The organism is Enterobacter quasihormaechei (assembly GCF_004331385.1).
GTDB lineage: Bacteria > Pseudomonadota > Gammaproteobacteria > Enterobacterales > Enterobacteriaceae > Enterobacter > Enterobacter quasihormaechei.
In genome coordinates, this window is the sequence record NZ_SJON01000004.1 from 307,691 (window position 1) to 329,471 (window position 21,781).

Sequence of the window (21,781 nt, forward strand, 5' to 3'; positions counted from 1 at the left end):
GGTGAAACAATGCGTCTACGTTTTTCTGTCCCCTCGCTTATCGCCTGCGCGCTGGCGCTGGGCGCGGTTGTCTTTATTCACCCGGCGAGCGCCAACTGTAGCTTTAGCGGCGGCGAGGGCAACGGCGGGGTCGTCACGTTCCAGCTGCCTGCGGTCATCGCCGTTGCGCCTGACGCGCCGGTGGGCACCGTGATTTATGACGGTAGTGTTGAAAGTAATGAAATTACCGTGGATTGCGGCGGCGCCGACGCCCAGATCCGCCGCGGCTATTTGTCCATCACCAGCGCCGACGCGCGCGAAGACGTCATGCCCGGCGTGTACAGAACCAACGTGCCGGGAATCGGGATCCGCGCTGCCTCATCCACGGAAAAGCACCCCAGCTATACGTCAGGCGATCTCGTGCGCCCATGGGACTTTCTGGGAACCATGCATGGTTATTCGCATCAGGTACTGGCCTTCCGCGCCGCCGCGCAGCTGCTGGTGATCGGGAATGTTGAAGAGGGCAACCTCGATACCGGACGATTAACCGCGCAGGATACGCTGAGCGGCGCGGTTATCGGCGAAATGCGCTTCTCGCCCACCAGCGTGCGCATTACGACCAATACCTGTAACCTGGTCGACCGGAATATTTACGTCCCGCTGAAGACCGTCAATACGCAGGATTTCACCGGCCAGTACACCGACGTGCTGACCGATAACAGCTTTAAAATTGAGATAAGCGAGTGTGCGGCAGGCACCAAGGTGGATTATCAGTTTACGAGCACAGGATCGACGGGCGTTACAAACGGGAATACGTTAGGCATTGCCGCCGGGGATCATGCCGCCGCGGGAGTCGGGCTCCAGATTCTGGACGGCAATAATACGGTGCTGCAATTCGACCATAGCTATACGGCGATAACCAGCACGCAGGATAACGTGCCCGTGGAAATTCCGCTGAAAGCGCGCTACGTCAAAACGGGAGAGGTGAAAGCCGGCAAGGTTGATGCGGTTGCCACTTTTGAACTTTTTTATCGCTGAACGCCGCCCGCCCGCGCGAGTTTTTGCGATCATTTCGCCACACTTTTTAACCCTCTCTTTTCATCTGGTTATTTCTTAAACCCTCAATTCTTGTAGGGCCGCATATCGCTTGCTATGCCGCCAGCGTTTCGCATATTATTCTGCGGTCATAATAATAATTCTCGTTTACGTTATCATTCACCTTTTTCATCAGAGATCCATCATGGCGCTTTCCAATACTGCTCAGCCAATTAACACGTCGCTGCGTAAAATCGCAGCCGTCGTAGCCACAGCGGTTGCCGGCATGTCTGCTTACGCACAGGCCGCTGAAACCCCCAAGAAAGAAGAAACCATCACCGTGACTGCCGCACCGGCTGCACAGGAAAGTGCCTGGGGTCCTGCACCGACGATTGCGGCAAAACGTACCGCAACGGCGACGAAAACCGATACGCCGATTGAGAAAACCCCGCAGTCTATTTCCGTGGTAACACGCGAAGAGATGGACATGAAACAGCCGGGGACGGTTAAACAGGCGTTGGCCTATACCCCAAGCGTTTTCGCAACGCGCGGCTCATCCACAACTTACGATGTGGTTTCGATTCGTGGTTTCACTACCTCCAGCACCGTGAATACCAACCAGTATCTGGATGGTATGAAGTTGCAGGGGGACAACTACTCTGAAGCGTCCATGGATCCGTACTTCCTTGAGCGCGTAGAGCTGCTGCGTGGCCCGACGTCCGTACTGTATGGTAAAAGCCATCCGGGCGGCGTGGTAAGCATGGTCAGCAAGCGTCCTACTACTGAACCGTTGAAAGAAATTCAGTTCAAAATGGGGACGGATAACCTCTGGCAGACCGGGTTTGATTTCAGCGACGCGATTGACGATAACGGCGTATGGTCATACCGTCTGACCGGCCTGGGACGCAGCGAGAACGCGCAGCAGGATATGGTGAAGTCTACTCGTTACGCGATTGCGCCGTCTTTCAGCTGGCGCCCCGATGATAAAACCGACTTCACTTTCCTGAGTAACTTCCAGAGCGATCCGGATGCAGGTTACTACGGCTGGCTGCCGCGTGAAGGTACGGTCGTGCCTTACTATGATGCAGCCGGAAAGGCGCATAAGCTGCCGACCAACTTCAACGAAGGCGATGAAGACAACAAGATCTCCCGCCGTCAGAAAATGGTGGGGTATAGCTTCGCGCATGAATTTAACGACACCTTCACCGTGCGCCAGAACCTGCGGTACACCAAAATCAACACGCTTTACCGTTCAGTTTACGGTAACGGCTATATCGCCCCGGCCCAGATCAGCCGTGCGTATGTACGTTCCGATGAAGACCTGAACTCGTTTACGGTTGATACCCAACTCCAGTCAAAATTCGCGACCGGCGCCGTTGACCATACGCTGCTGACGGGGGTGGATTACCTTCGCATGCGCAATGACATTGATGCTGACTACGGCACTGCCGATCCCATCAGCATGAATAATCCGCAGCACGGCAACGCGAACGTCAATGTGAACTTCCCGTATGCCATGCTCAATCGCCAGGAGCAGACCGGGCTCTATGCGCAGGATCAGGCGGAATGGGATAAGTGGGTACTCACCATGGGTGGCCGCTATGACTTTGCGAAAACGTCTGCCTTTAACCGTAATAACGGGACAACCGCGGAAATCAACGATCGGGCATTCACCTGGCGCGGGGGGATTAACTACCTGTTCGACAACGGGATCACCCCATACTTCAGCTACAGCGAATCCTTCGAGCCTATTTCGGGTACCACCCAGGGCGGCAAACCGTTCGATCCGGCTCGCGGCAAGCAGTATGAAGCGGGCGTGAAGTATGTGCCGAAAGATCTGCCTGTTGTGGTGACGGCAGCGGTATACCAGCTGACCAAGAACAACAACCTGACCGCCGATCCGGCGAACCCGACCAGCGGCTTTAGCGTGCAGGGCGGTGAAATTCGCTCCCGTGGCTTTGAGCTGGAAGCGAAAGCGGCGGTGTCGGCTAACGTGAACGTGACGGCGGCCTACAGCTACACCGATGCGGAATATACCCACGATACCTGGTATGAAGGACGTCGTCCGGCGGAAGTGCCGCGCAACATGGCGTCCCTGTGGGCAGATTACACCTTCCACGAGACCGCGCTGAGCGGCCTGACCGTCGGCGCGGGCGCGCGTTATATCGGTGACACCGTTTCTTACTACTCTTCGGCGTCGCCTAAAGCCTATGAGTCCTTTAACGTCGCGGGCTATGCTCTGGCGGATGCGACGGTGAAATACGATCTGGCGCGCTTTGGTCTGCCGGGCTCTTCCGTCGGCGTCAACGTGAACAACATCTTTGACCGCGAGTACGTCTCCAGCTGCTACAGCGAGTATGCATGCTACTGGGGAGCAGGACGCCAGGTTGTCGCCACCGCGACCTTCCGCTTCTAACCTCTTTATGGGCACGGTTCGCCGTGCCCTTTTTATTTAAGTTGGCTGACATGCAGGATAATAAAACGCAATCCGACTCCACCTTCACGCTCAACAATCTCTCCTTTCGCGTACCCGGGCGTACCTTGTTGCATCCGCTCTCTTTGACCTTTCCCGCAGGTAAAGTTACCGGCTTAATCGGCCACAATGGTTCTGGCAAATCGACCCTGCTCAAGATGCTGGGCCGCCATCAGCCGCCGTCCGAGGGCGACATTCTGCTGGATGACCATCCGCTGGCAAGCTGGAGCAGTAAGGCCTTTGCCCGCAAGGTGGCCTATCTGCCGCAGCAGCTGCCGCAGGCGGAAGGAATGACGGTGCGCGAGCTGGTGGCGATTGGACGTTATCCGTGGCACGGTGCGCTCGGGCGTTTTGGCGTCGCTGACAGAGAGAAAGTGGAAGAGGCAATTGCGCTGGTCGGGCTCAAACCGCTGGCGCACCGTCTGGTGGATAGCCTGTCCGGCGGCGAGCGTCAGCGCGCGTGGATCGCGATGCTGGTGGCGCAGGACAGCCGCTGCCTGCTGCTCGACGAACCTACCTCGGCGCTGGATATTGCCCATCAGGTTGACGTGCTGGCGCTGGTGCATCGCTTAAGCCAGCAGCGCGGCCTGACGGTGATTGCGGTTCTGCATGACATCAATATGGCGGCGCGCTATTGCGACTATCTGGTGGCGCTGCGCGGCGGTGAAATGATCGCTCAGGGCACGCCTGACGAGCTGATGCGCAGCGAAACGCTGGAGCATATCTACGGTATTCCAATGGGGATCCTGCCTCACCCTGCCGGGGCCGCTCCCGTGAGCTTTGTTTACTGATGCTGGATTCAACATACATTAGCCGCCGTCGCCTGCTAACGGCCATGGCGCTCTCGCCGCTGCTGTTGAAGATGGCCCCGGCCCGCGCCACCGCTATCGATCCGCACCGCATCGTGGCGCTGGAGTGGTTACCCGTCGAGCTGATGATGGCCCTGGGTATCACGCCCTACGGCGTGGCTGACATACCCAACTACACCCTGTGGGTGAATGAGCCAAAACTGCCGGACTCCGTCATTGATATCGGTCTGCGCACAGAGCCAAACCTTGAGCTTCTCACGCAGATGAAACCGTCTTATTTGTTCTGGTCTGCGGGGTATGGCCCGTCGGAAGAGATCATGGCGAAGATTGCGCCGGGACGAGGCTTTTCCTTTAGCGACGGTAAAAAGCCGCTGACCATGGCAAAAAAGTCTATCCACGAGATGGCCCAGTTCCTCAACCGGGAAGCGGAAGCAAAACAGCATCTCGATGAGTTTGATGCGCTGATTGAGTCCCTTAAGCCGCGCTTTGCCCGCCGAGGCGATCGGCCTCTGCTGATGGTGACGCTGCTGGACGCCCGCCATATGCTGGTCTTCGGAAAAAACTGCCTGTTCCAGGAGGTGCTCGACAGCTTCGGCATTCGCAACGCTTGGGAAGGCGAGATGACGTTCTGGGGAAGCACAGCCGTGGGCATCGACCGCCTGGCGGCGTTTCGCGACGTCGACGTGCTGTGCTTTGACCACGGCAACGAGCGTGAAATGCAAACCCTGATGGCAACCCCGCTCTGGCAGGCGATGCCGTTCGTGCGCGAGCAGCGCTTCCTGCGCGCCCCTGCGGTATGGTTTTACGGCGCGACGCTGTCGGCAATGCACTTTGCCCGCGTGCTGGACAACGTGATGGGGGGCAGAGCATGAGTACGCGTATTGCCCGTTTCCCGGCGCTGCTGCTGGGGCTGATTTTTCTGGCGGCGCTGGCGCTAACCGGGTTTAACCTCTCCACGGCACTGCCGCGCGAACAATGGGCGGCCGCGTTTGCCGCTCCGGATATCGACAATATTCAGCAGATGCTCTTCCACTACAGCCTGCTGCCGCGTCTTAGCATCTCCCTGCTGGTCGGCGCGGGGCTGGGACTGGTGGGCGTGCTGTTCCAGCAGGTGCTGCGTAACCCGCTGGCGGAGCCCACCACGCTGGGCGTGGCGACGGGTGCACAGCTGGGGATCACCATCACCACCCTCTGGACCCTGCCGGGGGCATTAACCTCGCAGTTTGCCGCGCTGGCAGGCGCCTGCGTCGTGGGCGCGCTGGTCTTTGGCGTGGCCTGGGGAAAACGTCTCTCGCCGGTCACGCTGATCCTCGCCGGGCTGGTCGTCAGCCTCTACTGTGGCGCAATCAACCAGCTTCTGGTGCTGTTTCACCACGACCAACTGCAAAGCATGTTTATGTGGAGCACCGGCACGCTCACCCAGACCGACTGGAGTATCGTCCAGCGCCTGTGGCCGCAGCTGTTTGGCGGCGTGGTGCTCACGCTGCTGCTGCTGCGCCCGCTCACGCTGATGGGGCTGGATGACGGCGTGGCGCGCAACCTGGGGCTGGCGCTGTCGCTGGCCCGCCTGGCTGCCCTGGCGCTGGCGATTGTGCTGAGCGCGCTGCTGGTTAACGCCGTCGGCATCATCGGGTTTATCGGCCTGTTTGCGCCGCTGCTGGCAAAAATGCTCGGCGCGCGCCGTCTTCTGGCGCGCCTGATGCTGGCGCCGCTGATTGGCGCGCTGATCCTCTGGCTTTCCGATCAGCTCATTCTCTGGCTGGCGCGCGTCTGGATGGAGGTCTCCACGGGGTCGGTGACGGCCCTTATCGGCGCGCCGCTGCTGCTCTGGCTGCTGCCGCGCCTGCGCAGCATTAGCGCGCCGGCGATGGACGCCGGGGATAAGGTTTCGGCAGAACGTCAGTCGATAGTGTGGTTCAGCCTTGCCGGGCTGGCGGTGCTGGCGATCGCTTCGTTCGCCGCGCTCTCGCTGGGGCGCGACGCTACCGGCTGGCACTGGGCTACCGGTGATTTGCTGAATGAACTTATGCAGTGGCGCTGGCCGCGGATCTTCTCCGCGCTGATTGCGGGCGTGATGCTGGCGGTGGCGGGCTGTATTATCCAGCGCCTGACCGGCAACCCGATGGCAAGCCCGGAAGTTCTGGGGATCAGCTCCGGTGCCGCGTTTGGCGTGGTGTTGATGCTGTTCCTCGTGCCGGGAAATGCGTTCGGCTGGCTGATGCCTGCCGGCAGTATCGGTGCGGCGGCGACGCTGATGATTATCCTGATCGCCTCCGGGCGGGGCGGATTCTCGCCTCATCGTATGCTGCTGGCCGGGATGGCGCTCAGCACCGCGTTTACCATGCTGCTGATGATGTTGCAGGCGAGCGGCGATCCGCGCATGGCGCAGATCCTGACCTGGATTTCCGGTTCAACGTACAACGCCACCGGCAGCCAGGTGGTGCATACGGGGATCGTGATGGTCGTGCTGCTGGCGATAGTGCCGCTGTGCCGTCGCTGGATGACCATTCTGCCGCTGGGCGGTGACACCGCGCGCGCGGTCGGGCTGGCGCTGACGCCAACGCGTATCGCCCTGCTGCTGCTGGCCGCGTGCCTGACGGCGACGGCCACCATGACTATCGGCCCGCTCAGTTTTGTTGGATTAATGGCACCGCACATCGCCCGTATGATGGGCTTTCGCCGGACAATGCCGCATATCGTCATGTCTGCGCTGACGGGCGGGGCGATCCTGGTCTTTGCTGACTGGTGCGGAAGGATGGTGCTGTTCCCGTATCAGATCCCGGCGGGCCTGCTGTCGACCTTTATTGGCGCGCCGTATTTTATCTATCTGTTGAGAAAGCAGAGTCGGTAGTCAGGTGCGGCCTGATGCCCTCACCCCGTCCCTCTCCCACGGGGTTGAGGGATCCCCACAAAATAATGTATGCGCTGAACAGTCCCCTCGCCCCTTTGGGGAGAGGGTTAGGGTGAGGGGAACATACGGCTGTGGTGGTCATTCCGTTCACTTTATGTTCCTTGCTACTCTGTAGCGACATAACCGGTGAACGTGCCAGGGTGGCTCAGTCGCCACCACCCTGGCGACCCGGGCTCCCGGCGGTAAATCGCCGCTTCGCGGTACCTTCGGCTTATTCCTTCCGGCTTATCGGGTACGGGCGGAGGCAACGTCCCTGTAAAGCCCGCCCTCTCGGCGCATCCCTGCGCCTCGCCCCGGCCGGAAGGCAAACGCCTCAGCGATTTACAGCCGGACCAGGTCATCGCTGAAAGCCCTCCGTTATTCTGAAGGCAGCGTTATTGGTTCTGATTTCAAATTGGTGGGGATCCCTCAGCCCACGGGGAGAGGGAGAACATCGTAGGCCGGGTAAGCGTTAGCGCCACCCGGCAATGCCCTTAAAGCTTCGCAAACGCCTTACGCGCCGCGTCGATGGTGTTATTGATATCTTCTTCGCTGTGCGCCACGGACATAAAGCCCGCTTCAAACGCTGACGGGGCCAGGTATACGCCTTCCTCCAGCATCAGGTGGAAGAAGCGTTTGAAGCGTTCCACGTCGCACTTCACCACGTCCTGATAGCAGGTCACGGTTTTCGCTTCGGTGAAGAAAATCCCGAACATCCCGCCAACGTGGTTCACCACCAGCGGAATACCCGCTTCTTCTGCGGCTTTCAGCAGGCCATTCGCCAGCTGCGTCGTGCGGGCGGTCAGGGTTTCGTGGATGCCCGGCTGGGCGACTTCGGTCAGACAGGCGAAGCCCGCCGCCATCGCAATCGGGTTACCGGAGAGCGTGCCCGCCTGGTAAACCGGACCGGTTGGCGCCAGCGCGTCCATCACGTCCTTACGGCCACCAAACGCGCCGACGGGCATGCCGCCGCCGATGATTTTGCCGAGGCAGGTCAAATCCGGCTCTACGCCGTAATATGACTGCGCGCCCGCCAGTGCCACGCGGAAGCCGGTCATCACTTCATCGATGATCAGCAGCGCGCCAAACTCATCGCACAGCGCGCGCAGGCCCGGCAGGAAATCTGGCTGCGGTGGAATGCAGTTCATATTGCCCGCCACCGGCTCAACGATAATGCAGGCGATCTCCTGCGGATACTGCTCGAACGCCGCACGAACGGTGTTCAGATCGTTATAGGTGCAGGTCAGCGTGTGCTTCGCGAAATCAGCCGGTACGCCCGGGGAGTTCGGCTGGCCGAGGGTCAGCGCGCCGGAACCGGCTTTCACCAGCAGGCAGTCGGCGTGGCCGTGATAACAGCCTTCGAACTTGATGATTTTGTCACGGCCAGTAAAACCGCGCGCCAGGCGGATAGCGCTCATGGTGGCTTCGGTCCCGGAGTTCACCATACGCACCATGTCCATCGTTGGCACCAGCTCGGTGACCAGCTCCGCCATTTTGACTTCCATCTCGGTTGGCGCACCGAAGCTCAGGCCGCGCTGAGCGGCTTCAATCACCGCGTTGCGGATCGCCGGGTGGTTATGCCCCAGCACCATCGGGCCCCAGGAGCCGACGTAATCGACATAGGCTTTGCCATCCACATCATACAGATACGCGCCGTCCGCACGTTCGATAAACAGCGGGGTGCCGCCCACGCCGGTAAAGGCGCGCACCGGAGAGTTCACGCCGCCCGGGATTAGCTCGCGGGCTGCACTGTAGAGGTTTTCAGACTTGCTCATGGCGTCGTTCCTGGTTCGTAGAAATAAGTTAAGAGGACTATTCTAAGTGATCCAGAAGAGGTTATAAAATTTTTGCCCCTCAACGGGCTTAACAATTGTTAAGTATTTTTCAAGGGACGAGGGGATTGTCTCTGGTAGAATCCTTGCGGCCTTTTGTATGACGAAACAGAACAGGTAATGAACGAGAACACGCCTTCTTTTGAACAACAACAATTTACGCGCGCGAAGCACCGGGTCAGCATCCGGCGGCTGCTCAACCGTGACAAAACCCCGTTAGCCATTCTGCTGGCAGCCGCCGTGGTGGGTACGCTGGCCGGACTGGTGGGCGTCGCGTTTGAAAAGGCCGTCAACGCGGTGCTCAACTGGCGCATCGGTACCGTTGCCAGCTTTGCGGATCGGGAATGGCTGGTCTGGGTGTTGGCATTTGGCCTTTCGGCGCTGTTCGCCATGGTGGGGTATTTCCTGGTGCGTAAATTCGCACCTGAAGCCGGCGGTTCGGGGATCCCCGAAATTGAAGGGGCGCTGGAAGAGCTGCGTCCGGTTCGCTGGTGGCGCGTGCTTCCCGTGAAATTTATCGGCGGGATGGGGACGCTCGGGGCGGGCATGGTGCTGGGGCGCGAAGGGCCAACGGTACAGCTGGGCGGCAACGTCGGGAGGATGGTCGGCGACCTGTTCCGCATGCGCAGCGCTGAAGCGCGCCATACGCTGCTGGCGACGGGGGCGGCGGCGGGGCTGTCTGCCGCGTTTAACGCACCGCTGGCGGGTATCCTGTTCATCATCGAAGAGATGCGCGCCCAGTTCCGCTACAACCTGATCTCCATTAAAGCGGTGTTTACCGGCGTGATTATGTCGAGCATTGTCTTTCGTCTCTTTAACGGCGAAGGGGCGGTGATTGAGGTTGGCAAGCTGACCAATGCCCCGGTCAATACCCTGTGGCTGTATCTGGTTCTTGGAATGATTTTTGGCATCGTCGGCCCGCTTTTCAATACCCTGATTTTACGTGCGCAGGATATGTTTCAGCGCATCCATGGCGGAAATACCACGAAATGGGTGCTGGTGGGAGGCCTGCTTGGCGGCGTGTGCGGGATCCTCGGCTTTATCGAACCGAACGCGGCGGGCGGCGGTTTCGGGCTGATTCCCATTGCCGCGGCGGGGAATTTCAGCGTGGGGCTGCTGCTGTTTATGTTTATCTCGCGGGTGATCACGACCGTGCTGTGCTTCTCCTCCGGCGCGCCGGGCGGCATTTTTGCCCCGATGCTGGCGCTGGGAACGCTGCTGGGCACGGCGTTTGGCATGGCGGCAGCGGTTGGCTTCCCGGCCTATCATCTGGATGCGGGGACGTTTGCGGTGGCGGGAATGGGGGCGCTGCTGGCGGCCTCCCTGCGCGCGCCGCTGACCGGGATCGTGCTGGTGCTGGAGATGACCGACAATTACCAGCTCATTTTGCCAATGATCATTACCTGCCTTGGCGCGACACTATTAGCCCAATTCCTGGGTGGAAAACCGCTATACTCCACCATTCTTGCCCGTACCCTGGCAAAACAGGAGGCTGAACAGGCCCTGAAGCAGAATACTTGAATGAATTACCAGGGTATTAGATAATGACAAAAAGAATTGGGTGATTTTTACCCAATAGCAGTCGCAGTATTCATGGGAGCATAAGATGAGTGATGACGTAGCGTTGCCGCTGGAATTTACCGAAGCCGCAGCGAAAAAAGTGAAAACCCTGATTGCCGACGAGGACAATCCGGACCTTAAACTGCGTGTTTATATTACCGGCGGCGGCTGTAGTGGCTTCCAGTATGGTTTTACCTTTGACGACCAGGTCAACGATGGTGATATGACTATCGAGAAACAGGGCGTCGCGCTGGTGGTTGACCCGATGAGCCTGCAATATCTTGTGGGCGGTTCAGTGGACTACACTGAAGGTCTGGAAGGTTCGCGCTTTGTGGTGACGAACCCGAACGCAACCAGCACCTGCGGGTGTGGTTCATCGTTCAGCATTTAAGCCTGAATGCGGATTGTAGGCCCGGTAAGCGCAGCGCCACCGGGCTTATCAACAACCCCTACCTTGAATTTTCATCCAGCGCAAACGTCGGCAGCTTCAGGTGCCAGCGTATCGCCGCTAAACGGATCGCCAGCGTGACCACCATCCCCAGCATCGCCGCGTTTTCCAGCGGGACAGCGAAGGTGTAATACGCCGTGGCGTGAACGATTCCCCCAATGATACAGGCCGTCGCGTAGATCTCCGTTCGCAGGATCATCGGGACTTCTCGCGCCAGAATGTCACGAATAATCCCCCCGCCCACGCCGGTCAGTACGCCCATGCAGATCGCCACCAGCGGCCCTGTCCCGGCAATAAAGGCTTTGTTGACACCTATGCCCACAAAGACGGCCAGGCCGACGGCGTCCAGCACCGGCAGCACCCATTTGGGGAGCCTGCGCGGCTGACGCACCAGCACGATGGTCAGCAGGCAGGTGACCATTGCCACCACCAGGTCCGTCGGATCTTTTACCCAGAATACCGGGCCGTTTGCCAGCGCCATATCGCGGATCGTTCCGCCGCCTACCGCCGTAACGACGCCGAGCACCAGCACGCCAAAGGGATCCATGCGCAGTTTTCCGGCAAGCAGAACGCCGGAGATAGCAAAAACGGCTGTGCCAAGAATATCCAGCCAATACACGAGCATCGTTAAATCCTCGAATAGGGTATTTATCTGTTTGAGTGACGCTCTGCCAGTTCGGCGCAGAGTTGTTTTGCGGCGAGGATAATACGCGGGCTGGCGCGTTCAAACCAGTCGCTGTTGAGGGCGATCACCGGAATTTTAAGCTGGTGATGCCAGAATTGTTTAATTTTGGGAATGTCGCTCGCATTTCCGACCACCACGATAGCCTGCGGCTGCCGCGCCAGGACCTGCTCACGGCTGACCTGCGGCCACGGCACCCGGCTTTCGGCAAAGATATTTTCACCTCCACAGGTCTCAAGCACCTGATTCTGGATCGAACCTTTCCCGGTAGTGAACAGCGGCTGGCTGCCAAATTGCAGAAAAACGCGTTGTTTCGGCTGCGTGCCGTACCGGGCTTTTAGCGCGGCAAAATCGTTGAGCATCTGCTGTGCTGCCTGTCCGGCGCGTTGTGGGGTCGGGCTGAAGGGCGCGAGGTCACGCAGGGCTTGTGCCACCTGTTCGATGCTCACCGCATCCACCCATTTCACGGTTATTCCCAGCGATGAGAGCTGGTTCACCTGCCGTTCGGCATTACCGCCGCGCCAGGCAAGGACGAGATCGGGCTTGAGCGCCACAATGCGTTCCAGATTCATTCCCTGCCAGGTGGCAACCTGTTCGATATGGGCGGCCTGCGGGGGGTAATCGGAAAAGCTGCTCACCGCAACGGGCGTGATCCCCGCGGCAAACGCCAGTTCCGTATTGGCAGGGGAGAGGGTAATCACCCGCGGCGCGGCGGTGAGCCAGGCCGGGGCGAGCAGAAGCAGGGCGGCCAGCGCCCTGAAGAACACCTTACCCACGCGCCAGTTTCTGCACCAGGGTTTCCACCATCACGGTGGACTGTTTTGCCGCAACGGCCAGGAATTCGTCGAAGCTGATGTGGGACTGCTGGTCCGCCACGTCAGAGATCGCGCGAACGACCACGAACGGCACGCTGAAGTTATGGCACACGTGCGCGATAGCCGTGGCTTCCATTTCAACGGCGACAGCCTGCGGGAAGTTATGACGGATTTTCGCCAGACCGACAGAGCCGTTGATAAAGGCATCGCCGCTGACGATCAGGCCACGTACCGCGTTGAGGTTCAGCTCGTTGATGCAGCTTTCAGCGGCGGTAATCAGCTTATCATCCGCCTTAAACCCGGCCGGGCAGCCCGGAAGCTGACCATATTCGTAGCCAAATGCGGTGACGTCTGCATCGTGGTAACGCGCTTCGTCTGAAACCACGATATCACCCACTTTCAGCGTTGGCGCCAGACCGCCCGCAGAGCCTGTGTTAATGATAACGTCAGGCTTGCAGCGCTCAAGCAGCAGGGTCGCGCCCAGGGCCGCTGCAACTTTACCGATGCCTGATTTCAGCAGAGCCACGTCAACGCCGTTCAGCTGGCCGGTGTAGATCTCACAGCCACCGAGGGAGAGGGTCTGACGGTTCTCAATTTTGTCACGCAGCAGCGTAACTTCTTCTTCCATTGCACCAATAATGCCGATTTTCATAGATTTACTCGCGATGTGCCTTGTTAAGATGCATAGTCTATCATGCGGTTAAGGGGAAACGCATTCTCACGCGGGGGAGCACATGGCACCAATCGATTTTCGCACCAAAATTAACTGGCACCGACGTTTCCGTTCGCCGCAGGGCGATAAGAGCGAACATGAGATCCTGCGTATTTTCGAAAGCGATCGCGGACGCATCATCAACTCGCCTGCTATCCGCCGGTTACAGCAAAAAACCCAGGTTTTCCCGCTGGAGCGTAACGCCGCGGTGCGTACGCGGTTAACGCACTCCATGGAAGTGCAGCAGGTGGGGCGCTACATTGCAAAAGAGATCCTCAGCCGTCTCAAAGAGCAACGTCTGCTGGAAACCTACGGGCTGGATGAACTGACCGGGCCGTTCGAAAGCATCGTTGAGATGGCCTGCCTGATGCACGATATCGGCAATCCGCCCTTTGGTCATTTCGGCGAGGCCGCCATCAATGACTGGTTTAAACAGCGGCTTTTTCCCTCTGACGCCATAAGCCAGCCGCTTAGCGATGACCGCTGCATGGTCCGCGATTTATGCCTGCGCGAGGGCGAAGAGAGCCTGAACGACCTGCGCCGCAAGGTGCGTCAGGATCTGTGTCATTTTGAAGGTAACGCGCAGGGTATTCGCCTGGTGCACTCCCTGATGCGCATGAATCTGACCTGGGCGCAGGTGGGCTGCATTCTTAAATACACGCGTCCCGCGTGGTGGATGGGGGAAACGCCCGCCACCCATAGCTACCTGATGAAAAAACCGGGCTATTACCTGTCGGAAGAAGCGTACGTTGAACGGCTGCGTAAAGAACTTTCGCTAACGCCGAATGGCCGTTTTCCATTGACGTGGATTATGGAAGCCGCCGACGATATTTCCTATTGCGTGGCCGACCTGGAAGATGCGGTTGAAAAAAGAATATTCAGCGTCGAAGAGCTGTATCAGCATCTTCATGATGCCTGGGGGGAGCATGAAAAAGGGTCTCTGTTTGCGCAGGTCGTCGAAAATGCGTGGGAGAAATCGCGTTCAAATACCCTGAGCCGCAGCACCGAAGATCAGTTCTTTATGTATTTGCGGGTCAATACGCTGAATAAACTGGTGCCGTATGCGGCCGCCCGTTTTATTGATAATTTGCCGATGATATTTAGCGGGGAATTTAATCACGCCCTGCTGGAAGATGAGAGCAGTTTTAGTCAGCTTCTTGAATTATATAAAAACGTGGCGGTTCGCCATGTTTTCAGCCACCCGGATGTCGAACAGCTTGAGCTGCAAGGATACCGGGTTATCAGTGGGTTGCTGGAGATCTATGGCCCACTGCTCCAGCTGACGGTCGATGAGTTCAGCGAACTGGTAGAAAACGAGCGTGTTCGCCGTTTGCCAATTGAATCTCGCCTCTATCAGAAGCTTTCAACCCGTCACAGGCTGGCATACATTGAAGCCGTCAGTAAAATAGATCGCCATTCTTCACAATGGCCGGTTATGGAATATTATTATCGCTGCCGGCTTATCCAGGACTATATCAGCGGGATGACCGATTTGTATGCCTGGGATGAATACCGCAAGCTGATGGCCGTTGAATAAGCCATGAGTTTTGTAAAGACGACCAATAAATTTTTACTTTTTCCATAAACTTAATCCCGGAACTAAGCGGTATAAAACGAATCTGAGTTACACAGCAATTTTGCGTTATCTGGTAAATCGAGATTGAGAAACATGAAAAAAACCACATTAGCAATGAGTGCACTGGCTCTGAGTTTAGGTTTAGCGCTGTCCCCTCTGGCAGCGACGGCAGCCGAGACAGCTTCCTCGGCAGCGACTGCGCAGCAGATGCCAAGCCTGGCCCCGATGCTCGAAAAAGTGATGCCATCGGTGGTGAGTATTAACGTTGAGGGCAGCACAACCGTCAATACGCCGCGTATGCCGCGTAATTTCCAGCAGTTCTTCGGCGACAATTCGCCATTCTGCCAGGACGGTTCGCCATTCCAGAGCTCCCCGTTCTGTCAGGGCGGCGGTGCAGGGGATGACGGCATGGGCGGCGGCCAGCAGCAGAAATTCATGGCACTTGGCTCGGGCGTGATCATTGATGCAGCCAAAGGCTACGTGGTGACCAATAACCACGTGGTAGATAATGCGAACGTTATTAAAGTGCAGATGAGCGATGGCCGTAAATTCGATGCGAAAGTGGTCGGTAAAGACCCGCGCTCCGACATTGCGCTGATTCAAATTCAGGATCCGAAGAACCTGACGGCGATTAAGCTTGCCGATTCTGACGCGCTGCGCGTCGGTGACTACACCGTCGCCATCGGCAACCCGTTCGGTCTGGGCGAAACCGTGACCTCGGGTATCGTCTCTGCGCTGGGACGCAGTGGCCTGAACGCAGAAAACTATGAAAACTTCATCCAGACGGATGCGGCCATTAACCGCGGTAACTCCGGCGGTGCGCTGGTGAACCTGAACGGCGAGCTTATCGGTATCAACACCGCTATCCTCGCACCGGACGGTGGCAACATCGGTATCGGCTTCGCTATTCCGAGTAACATGGTGAAAAACCTCACTGCGCAGATGGTCCAGTATGGGCAGGTGAAACGCGGTGAGCTGGGTATCATGGGTACCGAACTGAACTCAGAGCTGGCGAAGGCGATGAAGGTGGATGCTCAGCGCGGCGCGTTCGTAAGCCAGGTCATGCCGAACTCCTCGGCGGCGAAGGCCGGTATCAAAGCGGGTGACGTGATTACCTCTCTGAACGGTAAGCCGATCAGCAGCTTTGCCGCCCTGCGTGCGGAAGTCGGTTCTATGCCAATCGGCAGTAAAGTGACCCTCGGCCTGCTGCGTGAAGGTAAGCCGGTCAACGTGAGCCTGGAACTTCAGCAGAGCAGCCAGAATCAGGTGGATTCCAGCACCATCTTCAGCGGTATTGAAGGTGCCGAGATGAGCAACAAAGGGGCAGATAAAGGCGTGGTGGTGAACAACGTGAAAGCGAACTCACCTGCTGCCCGTATCGGCCTGAAAAAAGGTGATGTGATCATGGGCGCTAACCAGCAGCCGGTGAAAAACATTGCTGAACTGCGCAAAATTCTCGACAGCAAGCCTTCCGTGCTGGCGCTGAATATTCAGCGTGGTGATACCTCTATTTATCTCCTGATGCAGTAATCTTCTTAAGCCCCTGTTCGCAGGGGCTTTCTCGTTTCTGTGACCTTTCCCACAACTCCATACATCTCTCTCTGCCTTTGGGCATCTGCACAATGCAGCCTTAGCTGAACTTCCCTATGCTTGAGCTCTGCTCACGGGAGGGTTATATGGCTGGCTGGCATCTGGATACCAAAATGGCGCAGGATATCGTGGCGCGAACCATGCGCATCATCGATACCAATATCAACGTAATGGATGCCCGCGGGCGCATTATCGGTAGCGGCGATCGTGAGCGTATTGGTGAATTGCACGAAGGCGCGTTGCTGGTGCTCTCTCAGGGGCGCGTGGTCGACATTGACGACGCCGTGGCGAAACATCTGCACGGGGTCCGTCAGGGGATCAACCTGCCGCTGCGTCTGGAAGGGGAAATTGTTGGCGTTATCGGACTGACCGGCGATCCTGAATCGCTGCGTAAATACGGCGAGCTGGTCTGCATGACGGCGGAGATGATGCTGGAGCAGTCGCGCCTGATGCACCTGCTTGCCCAGGACAGCCGCCTGCGTGAAGAGCTGGTGATGAATTTGATCCAGGCGGAGGAGCATACGCCTGCCCTGAGCGAGTGGGCGCAGCGTCTGGGCATTGACCTGAACCAGCCCCGCGTGGTTGCCGTCATCGAGGTAGATAGCGGTCAGCTTGGCGTAGACAGCGCCATGGTAGAGCTCCAGCAGCTGCAAAACATGCTGGCGACGCCGGAGCGTAACAACCTGGTGGCGATTGTCTCTTTGACGGAAATGGTGGTGCTTAAGCCTGCGCTTAACCAGTTTGGTCGCTGGGACGCGGAAGATCATCGTCGTCGCGTGGAGCTGCTTATCGAGCGCATGAAGGAGAACGGTCAGCTCCGTTTTCGCGTCGCGCTGGGGAATTACTTTACCGGTCCGGGGAGTATCGCCCGTTCATGGCGAACCGCGCGCACCACCATGATGGTAGGTAAACAGCGCATGCCGGAGAGCCGCAGTTATTTCTATCAGGACTTGATGCTGCCGGTCCTGCTCGACAGCCTGCGCGGTGGCTGGCAGGCCAACGAGCTGGCGCGTCCGCTGGTGCGTCTGAAAGCAATGGACAACAACGGTCTGCTGCGCCGCACGTTGCAGGCGTGGTTCCGGCATAACGTGCAGCCGCTGGCAACGTCAAAAGCGCTGTTTATTCATCGTAATACGCTTGAGTATCGGCTAAACCGCATCTCGGAGCTGACGGGGCTGGATTTGGGGAATTTTGACGACCGGCTGCTGCTGTATGTGGCGTTGCAGCTGGATGAGCAGAGATGATGCTGTTTGCCGGGTGGGGGCTTCGCCTTACCCGGCCTACATGCGTTCATAGGCCCGGTAAGCGAAGCGCCACCGGGCAATAAAACGGCTCATTTGTTACGCGTCAATTTCTCAAGATCTGCTTCAATCTCGCTGATCTTATTGGTGACGACGCTTTCAAGGTGACGAAGATCGTCAAGGATCTTACGTTTTAAATCGATTTCGCTGCGATCGCGCTGGCAGATCTGATCGAGTTCGTCGATCACATAGCGCAGGTTAGGGCTGATTTCCTGTACTTCTTTATATCCCTGACCGATACCGTCAGCGACAACGGTCTTACGCTGGCGTGGGTATTTAAACTTCACGCTTTTGGCGAAAAACTCTCCTTTGTCCTTGTGAAAATAGATTTTCAAAATATCGTTATTCGCTTCCTGGCGGAGACTATAACGATCAATTTCATCAGGATTGGTAATGCCCAGACTTTTCAGATTATCGTACATAGCGGTACCCTTGATCTCAACATAACCTATGAATAATTAACGAAAAAATCTATTTCCGCCACCTTCAGATATAAAAAAAGCGGGGTTGCCCCCGCTTTTTGTTATACCTGATTAATCGATGGTGCGCAGCAGTTCGTTGATACCCACCTTACCGCGGGTTTTCGCGTCCACTTTTTTCACGATAACCGCGCAGTACAGGCTGTATTTGCCGTCTTTAGACGGCAGGTTGCCGGAGACCACAACGGAACCGGCTGGTACGCGGCCGTAATGGATTTCACCGGTTTCGCGGTCGTAAATACGGGTGCTCTGACCGATGTAGACGCCCATGGAGATCACTGAACCTTCTTCGACGATCACGCCTTCAACCACTTCGGAACGCGCGCCGATGAAGCAGTTGTCTTCGATGATGGTTGGGTTGGCCTGAAGTGGCTCCAGAACGCCACCGATGCCCACGCCGCCGGACAGGTGAACGTTTTTACCGATCTGCGCGCAGGAACCGACGGTGGCCCAGGTGTCTACCATGGTGCCTTCGTCAACGTAGGCGCCGATGTTCACGTAGGATGGCATCAGCACGGTATTGCGTGCGATGAAGGCACCCTGACGTACCGCCGCCGGTGGCACCACGCGGAAGCCCTCTTTCTGGAAGCGCGCTTCGTCGTAGTCCGCAAATTTCATTGGCACTTTATCGAAGTAGCGGCTTTCTGCTCCGTCGATAACCTGGTTATCGTTGATACGGAAAGAGAGCAGCACAGCTTTCTTCAGCCATTGATGAGTGACCCACTGACCGTCGATTTTTTCTGCCACGCGCAGTGCGCCGGAATCCAGCAGGGAAATAACCTGGTTAACCGCTTCACGGGTCACGGTATCCACATTTGCCGGAGTGATGTCGGCGCGACGCTCAAAAGCGGACTCAATAACGTTCTGTAACTGCTGCATTGTTTACTCTTTCCATTTCACTAAAAAACACGTCACCCTTTATCGTTTGGATTGAGGGCTGCTGTCAACCGTTGTTGCACTTCAAGTTGCAGGTCATTATTAAGGGCACGCCGGTCGGCGGTGGCGATTATAAATAAATCTTCTACTCGCTCGCCAATGGTTGTAATTCGGGCGCCGTGAAGCGAAATTCCCAGATCGGCAAAAACCTGGCCGACGCGGGCGAGCAGCCCTGGCTGGTCGAGCGCGATCAGCTCCAGGAACGATTTACGATCGGTATGGGTCGGCAGGAAATTCACCTCGGTATCGACGGTAAAGTGGCGCAGTTTCGCCGGCTGACGGCGCGGCTGCGGCGGCTGCCAGCTGCGCTGGGTAATCGCCTGTTCCAGACCAAAGCGTATTCCTTCATGACGATCGGCTGAGAGCGGGCTGCCGTCCGGCTCCAGCACAATAAAGGTGTCCATGGCCATGCCGTCGCGGGTGGTAAAAATCTGCGCGTCGTGAACGCTCAGGTTACGCCTGTCCAGCTCTGCACAGACCGCAGCAAACAAATAGGGCCGGTCCGGGCTCCAGATAAAGATCTCCGTCCCGCCGCGCGTGGCCTGCGGGCTCAGCAGGATCATCGGTTTCGTCAGGTCATGCTTCAGCAGATGTCGGGCGTGCCAGGCAAGCTGGTTTGGGCTGTGGCGCACAAAATAGTTGGCGCGACAGCGCGCCCATATCTGATGCAGCGCCTCTTCGTTGATGTTATCCATGCGCAGCAGGGCCAGCGCCTGCAACTGGTGGTGACGCACGCGCTCGCGCATGTCCGGGGTGTTCTGCATCCCGCGACGCAGCTGTTTTTCGGTGGCGAAGTACAGCTCGCGCAGCAGGCTTTGCTTCCAGCTGTTCCACAGGGTTTCGTTGGTGGCGCAGATATCGGCCACCGTCAGGCAGACCAGATAGCGCAGGCGGTTTTCCGTTTGTACCTCTTCGGCGAACTGCTTGATCACTTCCGGATCCTGAATGTCACGACGCTGAGCGGTAACCGACATCAGCAGATGATGGCGAACCAGCCAGGCCACCAGCTGCGTTTCGCGCGAGTTCAGGCCGTGCAGCTCGGCAAATTTCAGCACGTCCTGGGCACCGAGTACGGAGTGGTCGCCGCCGCGGCCTTTGGCGATGTCGTGGAACAGGGCGGCGATCAGGATCAGTTCCGGGTGCGCCAGGCGTGGCCACAAATCAACGCACAGCGGATGGCGGGATCGCGTTTCTTCTTTAGCGAAGCTTTCCAGCTTCAGCATGACGCGGATCGTGTGCTCATCTACCGTATAGGCGTGAAACAGGTCAAACTGCATCTGCCCGACAATATGCGACCACTGTGGCATATAGGCCCACAGCACGCTGTGGCGGTGCATGGGCAGCAGACCGCGGCTGACGGCGCCCGGATGACGAAGCATGCTCAGGAACAGCGAGCGCGCCTCCGGGATGTAGCACAGCGGTTGCTTCAGATGACGCCGTGCATGGCGCAGGTGGCGCAGGGTGGTGGAGTAGATCCCGGTAATCGTGCTGTTGCGCACCATGGTGTAAAACATTCGCAGGATCGCTTCCGGTTCGCGGATGAACAGCGTTTCGTCGCGCAGATCGATCAGCGTGCCGCGCAGCTGAAACTCGTCATCAATCGGACGCGGTTTTTCATCCGCCGTCAGCGCGAGGATCGCCTCATCGAACAGCTGCAACAGCATCTGGTTGAGTTCAGAGACGCGGCGGGTGACGCGGAAGAAATCCTTCATCATCTGCTCAACCGGCTCGTTGCCTTCGCCCTGGTAGTTCAGGCGCTGCGCCACGCTGAGCTGGCGGTCAAACAGCAGGCGGTTATCATAGCGTGTGACTTCCAGATGCAGGGCAAAACGGATGCGCCAGAGCAGGTGCAGACACTCATTGAGTTCGTTACGTTCGGCTTCGGTCAGAAAACCGAAACCGACCATTTCGTCCAGCGAAGTTGCCCCAAAATGGCGTCGGGCGACCCATTGCAGCGTGTGGATATCGCGCAGGCCACCGGGACTGCTTTTGATATCCGGCTCAAGATTATAGCTGGTGCCGTGATAGCGCTGGTGGCGCTGGTTTTGTTCTTCGACTTTTGCGGCGAAGAATTTTTCCGAGGGCCAGAAGCCGTCGCTAAATATGTGCTTTTGCAGCTCGAGGAACAGCGCCACGTCGCCAATCAGCAGGCGAGTTTCAATCAGGTTGGTGGCGACGGTCAGGTCAGATAACCCCTCCAGCAGACACTCTTCCAGCGTGCGCACGCTGTGGCCCACCTCCAGCTTTACGTCCCAGAGCAGGGTCAGCAGTTCTCCGATTTTTTGCGCCCGATCGTCCGGCAATTTTTTACGGCTTAAGATCAGCAGGTCGATATCAGAGAGCGGATGCAGTTCACCCCGGCCATAACCGCCGACCGCAACCAGCGCGACGTCGCTCACCTGCCCGAAACCGTAGTCGATCCACAGACGTTGCAGGAGCTGGTCGATAAACTCGGTACGCGCTTCAATGAGCTGCTCGGCTGACACGCCTGCGTCAAACGCGCTACCCAGCCAGCGATGGAAAACCGCCATATGGGCTTTGATATGCGCGCAGGTCAGCTCATGCGCCGGCCAGACGCCCGGGTTGTCAGGCTGGTCGGGGAGGGTGGGAAGAGCCGTGTTAGCATACTGTTCGGGTAAAAGATTACTCATCGTGCGCCACCCA

The 21,781-nt window shown here is 57.8% G+C and carries 17 protein-coding genes; 10 read left to right on the plus strand and 7 right to left on the minus strand.

Going from position 1 to position 21,781, the window contains the following annotated elements; all coding sequences use genetic code 11:
• Window positions 1-9 precede the first annotated feature (9 nt).
• The 5 genes from E0L16_RS08285 (at window position 10) to fhuB (ending at window position 7,147) form a co-directional block, all read left to right on the plus strand.
• Entirely contained in the window at window positions 10-1,017 is a 1,008-nt protein-coding gene (locus E0L16_RS08285; RefSeq protein WP_131636700.1) for a fimbrial protein, read from the plus strand.
• 202 nt (window positions 1,018-1,219) lie between these two features.
• Window positions 1,220-3,430, plus strand: coding sequence for a ferrichrome porin FhuA (fhuA, locus tag E0L16_RS08290; protein ID WP_107534726.1), 2,211 nt, complete (start codon window positions 1,220-1,222; stop codon window positions 3,428-3,430).
• A 50-nt stretch (window positions 3,431-3,480) separates the two neighbouring features.
• Window positions 3,481-4,278, plus strand: coding sequence for a Fe3+-hydroxamate ABC transporter ATP-binding protein FhuC (gene fhuC / locus E0L16_RS08295; RefSeq protein WP_064910115.1), 798 nt, complete (start codon window positions 3,481-3,483; stop codon window positions 4,276-4,278).
• Window positions 4,278-5,168: a Fe(3+)-hydroxamate ABC transporter substrate-binding protein FhuD gene (gene fhuD / locus E0L16_RS08300; protein ID WP_131636701.1), complete on the plus strand. Its 891-nt coding sequence runs from the start codon at window positions 4,278-4,280 to the stop codon at window positions 5,166-5,168. The genes fhuC and fhuD overlap by 1 nt, the downstream gene beginning before the upstream one ends.
• Window positions 5,165-7,147, plus strand: coding sequence for a Fe(3+)-hydroxamate ABC transporter permease FhuB (gene fhuB, locus E0L16_RS08305; RefSeq protein ID WP_131636702.1), 1,983 nt, complete (start codon window positions 5,165-5,167; stop codon window positions 7,145-7,147). The genes fhuD and fhuB overlap by 4 nt, the downstream gene beginning before the upstream one ends.
• A gap of 533 nt (window positions 7,148-7,680) precedes the next feature.
• On the opposite strand, the gene hemL is transcribed toward fhuB, so the two are convergent.
• A complete protein-coding gene (gene hemL / locus E0L16_RS08310) occupies window positions 7,681-8,961 on the minus strand; it encodes a glutamate-1-semialdehyde 2,1-aminomutase (protein ID WP_131636703.1) in 1,281 nt (426 codons plus the stop codon).
• A gap of 177 nt (window positions 8,962-9,138) precedes the next feature.
• Between hemL and clcA the strand changes: the two genes are divergently transcribed.
• Window positions 9,139-10,539, plus strand: coding sequence for a H(+)/Cl(-) exchange transporter ClcA (gene clcA / locus E0L16_RS08315; RefSeq protein ID WP_063450604.1), 1,401 nt, complete (start codon window positions 9,139-9,141; stop codon window positions 10,537-10,539).
• 85 nt (window positions 10,540-10,624) lie between these two features.
• On the plus strand, window positions 10,625-10,969 hold the full coding sequence (erpA, locus tag E0L16_RS08320) for an iron-sulfur cluster insertion protein ErpA (protein WP_003856230.1): 345 nt from the start codon (window positions 10,625-10,627) through the stop codon (window positions 10,967-10,969).
• Between the two features lie 58 nt (window positions 10,970-11,027).
• On the opposite strand, the gene E0L16_RS08325 is transcribed toward erpA, so the two are convergent.
• The 3 genes from E0L16_RS08325 to mtnN are packed head-to-tail and all read right to left on the minus strand — an operon-like array spanning window position 11,028 to window position 13,175.
• A complete protein-coding gene (locus E0L16_RS08325) occupies window positions 11,028-11,651 on the minus strand; it encodes a TRIC cation channel family protein (protein ID WP_063450603.1) in 624 nt (207 codons plus the stop codon).
• A gap of 23 nt (window positions 11,652-11,674) precedes the next feature.
• Window positions 11,675-12,484 carry a vitamin B12 ABC transporter substrate-binding protein BtuF gene (gene btuF / locus E0L16_RS08330; protein WP_063867493.1) on the minus strand — a complete coding sequence of 270 codons (810 nt, stop codon included), beginning with the start codon at window positions 12,482-12,484 and terminating at the stop codon, window positions 11,675-11,677.
• Window positions 12,477-13,175, minus strand: coding sequence for a 5'-methylthioadenosine/S-adenosylhomocysteine nucleosidase (gene mtnN / locus E0L16_RS08335; RefSeq protein WP_063867494.1), 699 nt, complete (start codon window positions 13,173-13,175; stop codon window positions 12,477-12,479). The genes btuF and mtnN overlap by 8 nt, the downstream gene beginning before the upstream one ends.
• 82 nt (window positions 13,176-13,257) lie before the next feature.
• On the opposite strand from mtnN, the gene dgt reads away from it, so the two are divergent.
• From dgt to E0L16_RS08350, 3 genes are all read left to right on the plus strand, one after another.
• A complete protein-coding gene (gene dgt / locus E0L16_RS08340; protein ID WP_131636704.1) occupies window positions 13,258-14,772 on the plus strand; it encodes a dGTPase in 1,515 nt (504 codons plus the stop codon).
• 132 nt (window positions 14,773-14,904) lie between these two features.
• Window positions 14,905-16,341: a serine endoprotease DegP gene (gene degP / locus E0L16_RS08345; RefSeq protein ID WP_063867496.1), complete on the plus strand. Its 1,437-nt coding sequence runs from the start codon at window positions 14,905-14,907 to the stop codon at window positions 16,339-16,341.
• Window positions 16,342-16,487: 146 nt separating this feature from the next.
• Window positions 16,488-17,645, plus strand: coding sequence for a CdaR family transcriptional regulator (locus E0L16_RS08350; RefSeq protein ID WP_003856217.1), 1,158 nt, complete (start codon window positions 16,488-16,490; stop codon window positions 17,643-17,645).
• Between the two features lie 89 nt (window positions 17,646-17,734).
• Here the strand turns inward: E0L16_RS08350 and E0L16_RS08355 are convergent, their stop codons facing one another.
• The 3 genes from E0L16_RS08355 to glnD all read right to left on the minus strand — a co-directional run bounded on the left by E0L16_RS08355 (window position 17,735) and on the right by glnD (window position 21,768).
• Entirely contained in the window at window positions 17,735-18,124 is a 390-nt protein-coding gene (locus tag E0L16_RS08355; protein WP_063867497.1) for a DUF3461 family protein, read from the minus strand.
• Window positions 18,125-18,235: 111 nt separating this feature from the next.
• Window positions 18,236-19,060: a 2,3,4,5-tetrahydropyridine-2,6-dicarboxylate N-succinyltransferase gene (dapD, locus tag E0L16_RS08360; protein ID WP_003856214.1), complete on the minus strand. Its 825-nt coding sequence runs from the start codon at window positions 19,058-19,060 to the stop codon at window positions 18,236-18,238.
• A 32-nt stretch (window positions 19,061-19,092) separates the two neighbouring features.
• Window positions 19,093-21,768, minus strand: coding sequence for a bifunctional uridylyltransferase/uridylyl-removing protein GlnD (gene glnD, locus E0L16_RS08365; protein WP_063450597.1), 2,676 nt, complete (start codon window positions 21,766-21,768; stop codon window positions 19,093-19,095).
• Between the last annotated feature and the right edge of the window lie 13 nt (window positions 21,769-21,781).

Coding starts and splice junctions, on each gene's coding strand:
- E0L16_RS08285 (WP_131636700.1), top strand. CDS start 10: ATGCGTCTACGTTTTTCTGTCCCCTCGCTTATCGCCTGCGCGCTGGCG.
- fhuA (WP_107534726.1), top strand. CDS start 1,220: ATGGCGCTTTCCAATACTGCTCAGCCAATTAACACGTCGCTGCGTAAA.
- fhuC (WP_064910115.1), top strand. CDS start 3,481: ATGCAGGATAATAAAACGCAATCCGACTCCACCTTCACGCTCAACAAT.
- fhuD (WP_131636701.1), top strand. CDS start 4,278: ATGCTGGATTCAACATACATTAGCCGCCGTCGCCTGCTAACGGCCATG.
- fhuB (WP_131636702.1), top strand. CDS start 5,165: ATGAGTACGCGTATTGCCCGTTTCCCGGCGCTGCTGCTGGGGCTGATT.
- hemL (WP_131636703.1), bottom strand. CDS start 8,961: ATGAGCAAGTCTGAAAACCTCTACAGTGCAGCCCGCGAGCTAATCCCG.
- clcA (WP_063450604.1), top strand. CDS start 9,139: ATGAACGAGAACACGCCTTCTTTTGAACAACAACAATTTACGCGCGCG.
- erpA (WP_003856230.1), top strand. CDS start 10,625: ATGAGTGATGACGTAGCGTTGCCGCTGGAATTTACCGAAGCCGCAGCG.
- E0L16_RS08325 (WP_063450603.1), bottom strand. CDS start 11,651: ATGCTCGTGTATTGGCTGGATATTCTTGGCACAGCCGTTTTTGCTATC.
- mtnN (WP_063867494.1), bottom strand. CDS start 13,175: ATGAAAATCGGCATTATTGGTGCAATGGAAGAAGAAGTTACGCTGCTG.
- dgt (WP_131636704.1), top strand. CDS start 13,258: ATGGCACCAATCGATTTTCGCACCAAAATTAACTGGCACCGACGTTTC.
- degP (WP_063867496.1), top strand. CDS start 14,905: ATGAAAAAAACCACATTAGCAATGAGTGCACTGGCTCTGAGTTTAGGT.
- E0L16_RS08350 (WP_003856217.1), top strand. CDS start 16,488: ATGGCTGGCTGGCATCTGGATACCAAAATGGCGCAGGATATCGTGGCG.
- E0L16_RS08355 (WP_063867497.1), bottom strand. CDS start 18,124: ATGTACGATAATCTGAAAAGTCTGGGCATTACCAATCCTGATGAAATT.
- dapD (WP_003856214.1), bottom strand. CDS start 19,060: ATGCAGCAGTTACAGAACGTTATTGAGTCCGCTTTTGAGCGTCGCGCC.
- glnD (WP_063450597.1), bottom strand. CDS start 21,768: ATGAGTAATCTTTTACCCGAACAGTATGCTAACACGGCTCTTCCCACC.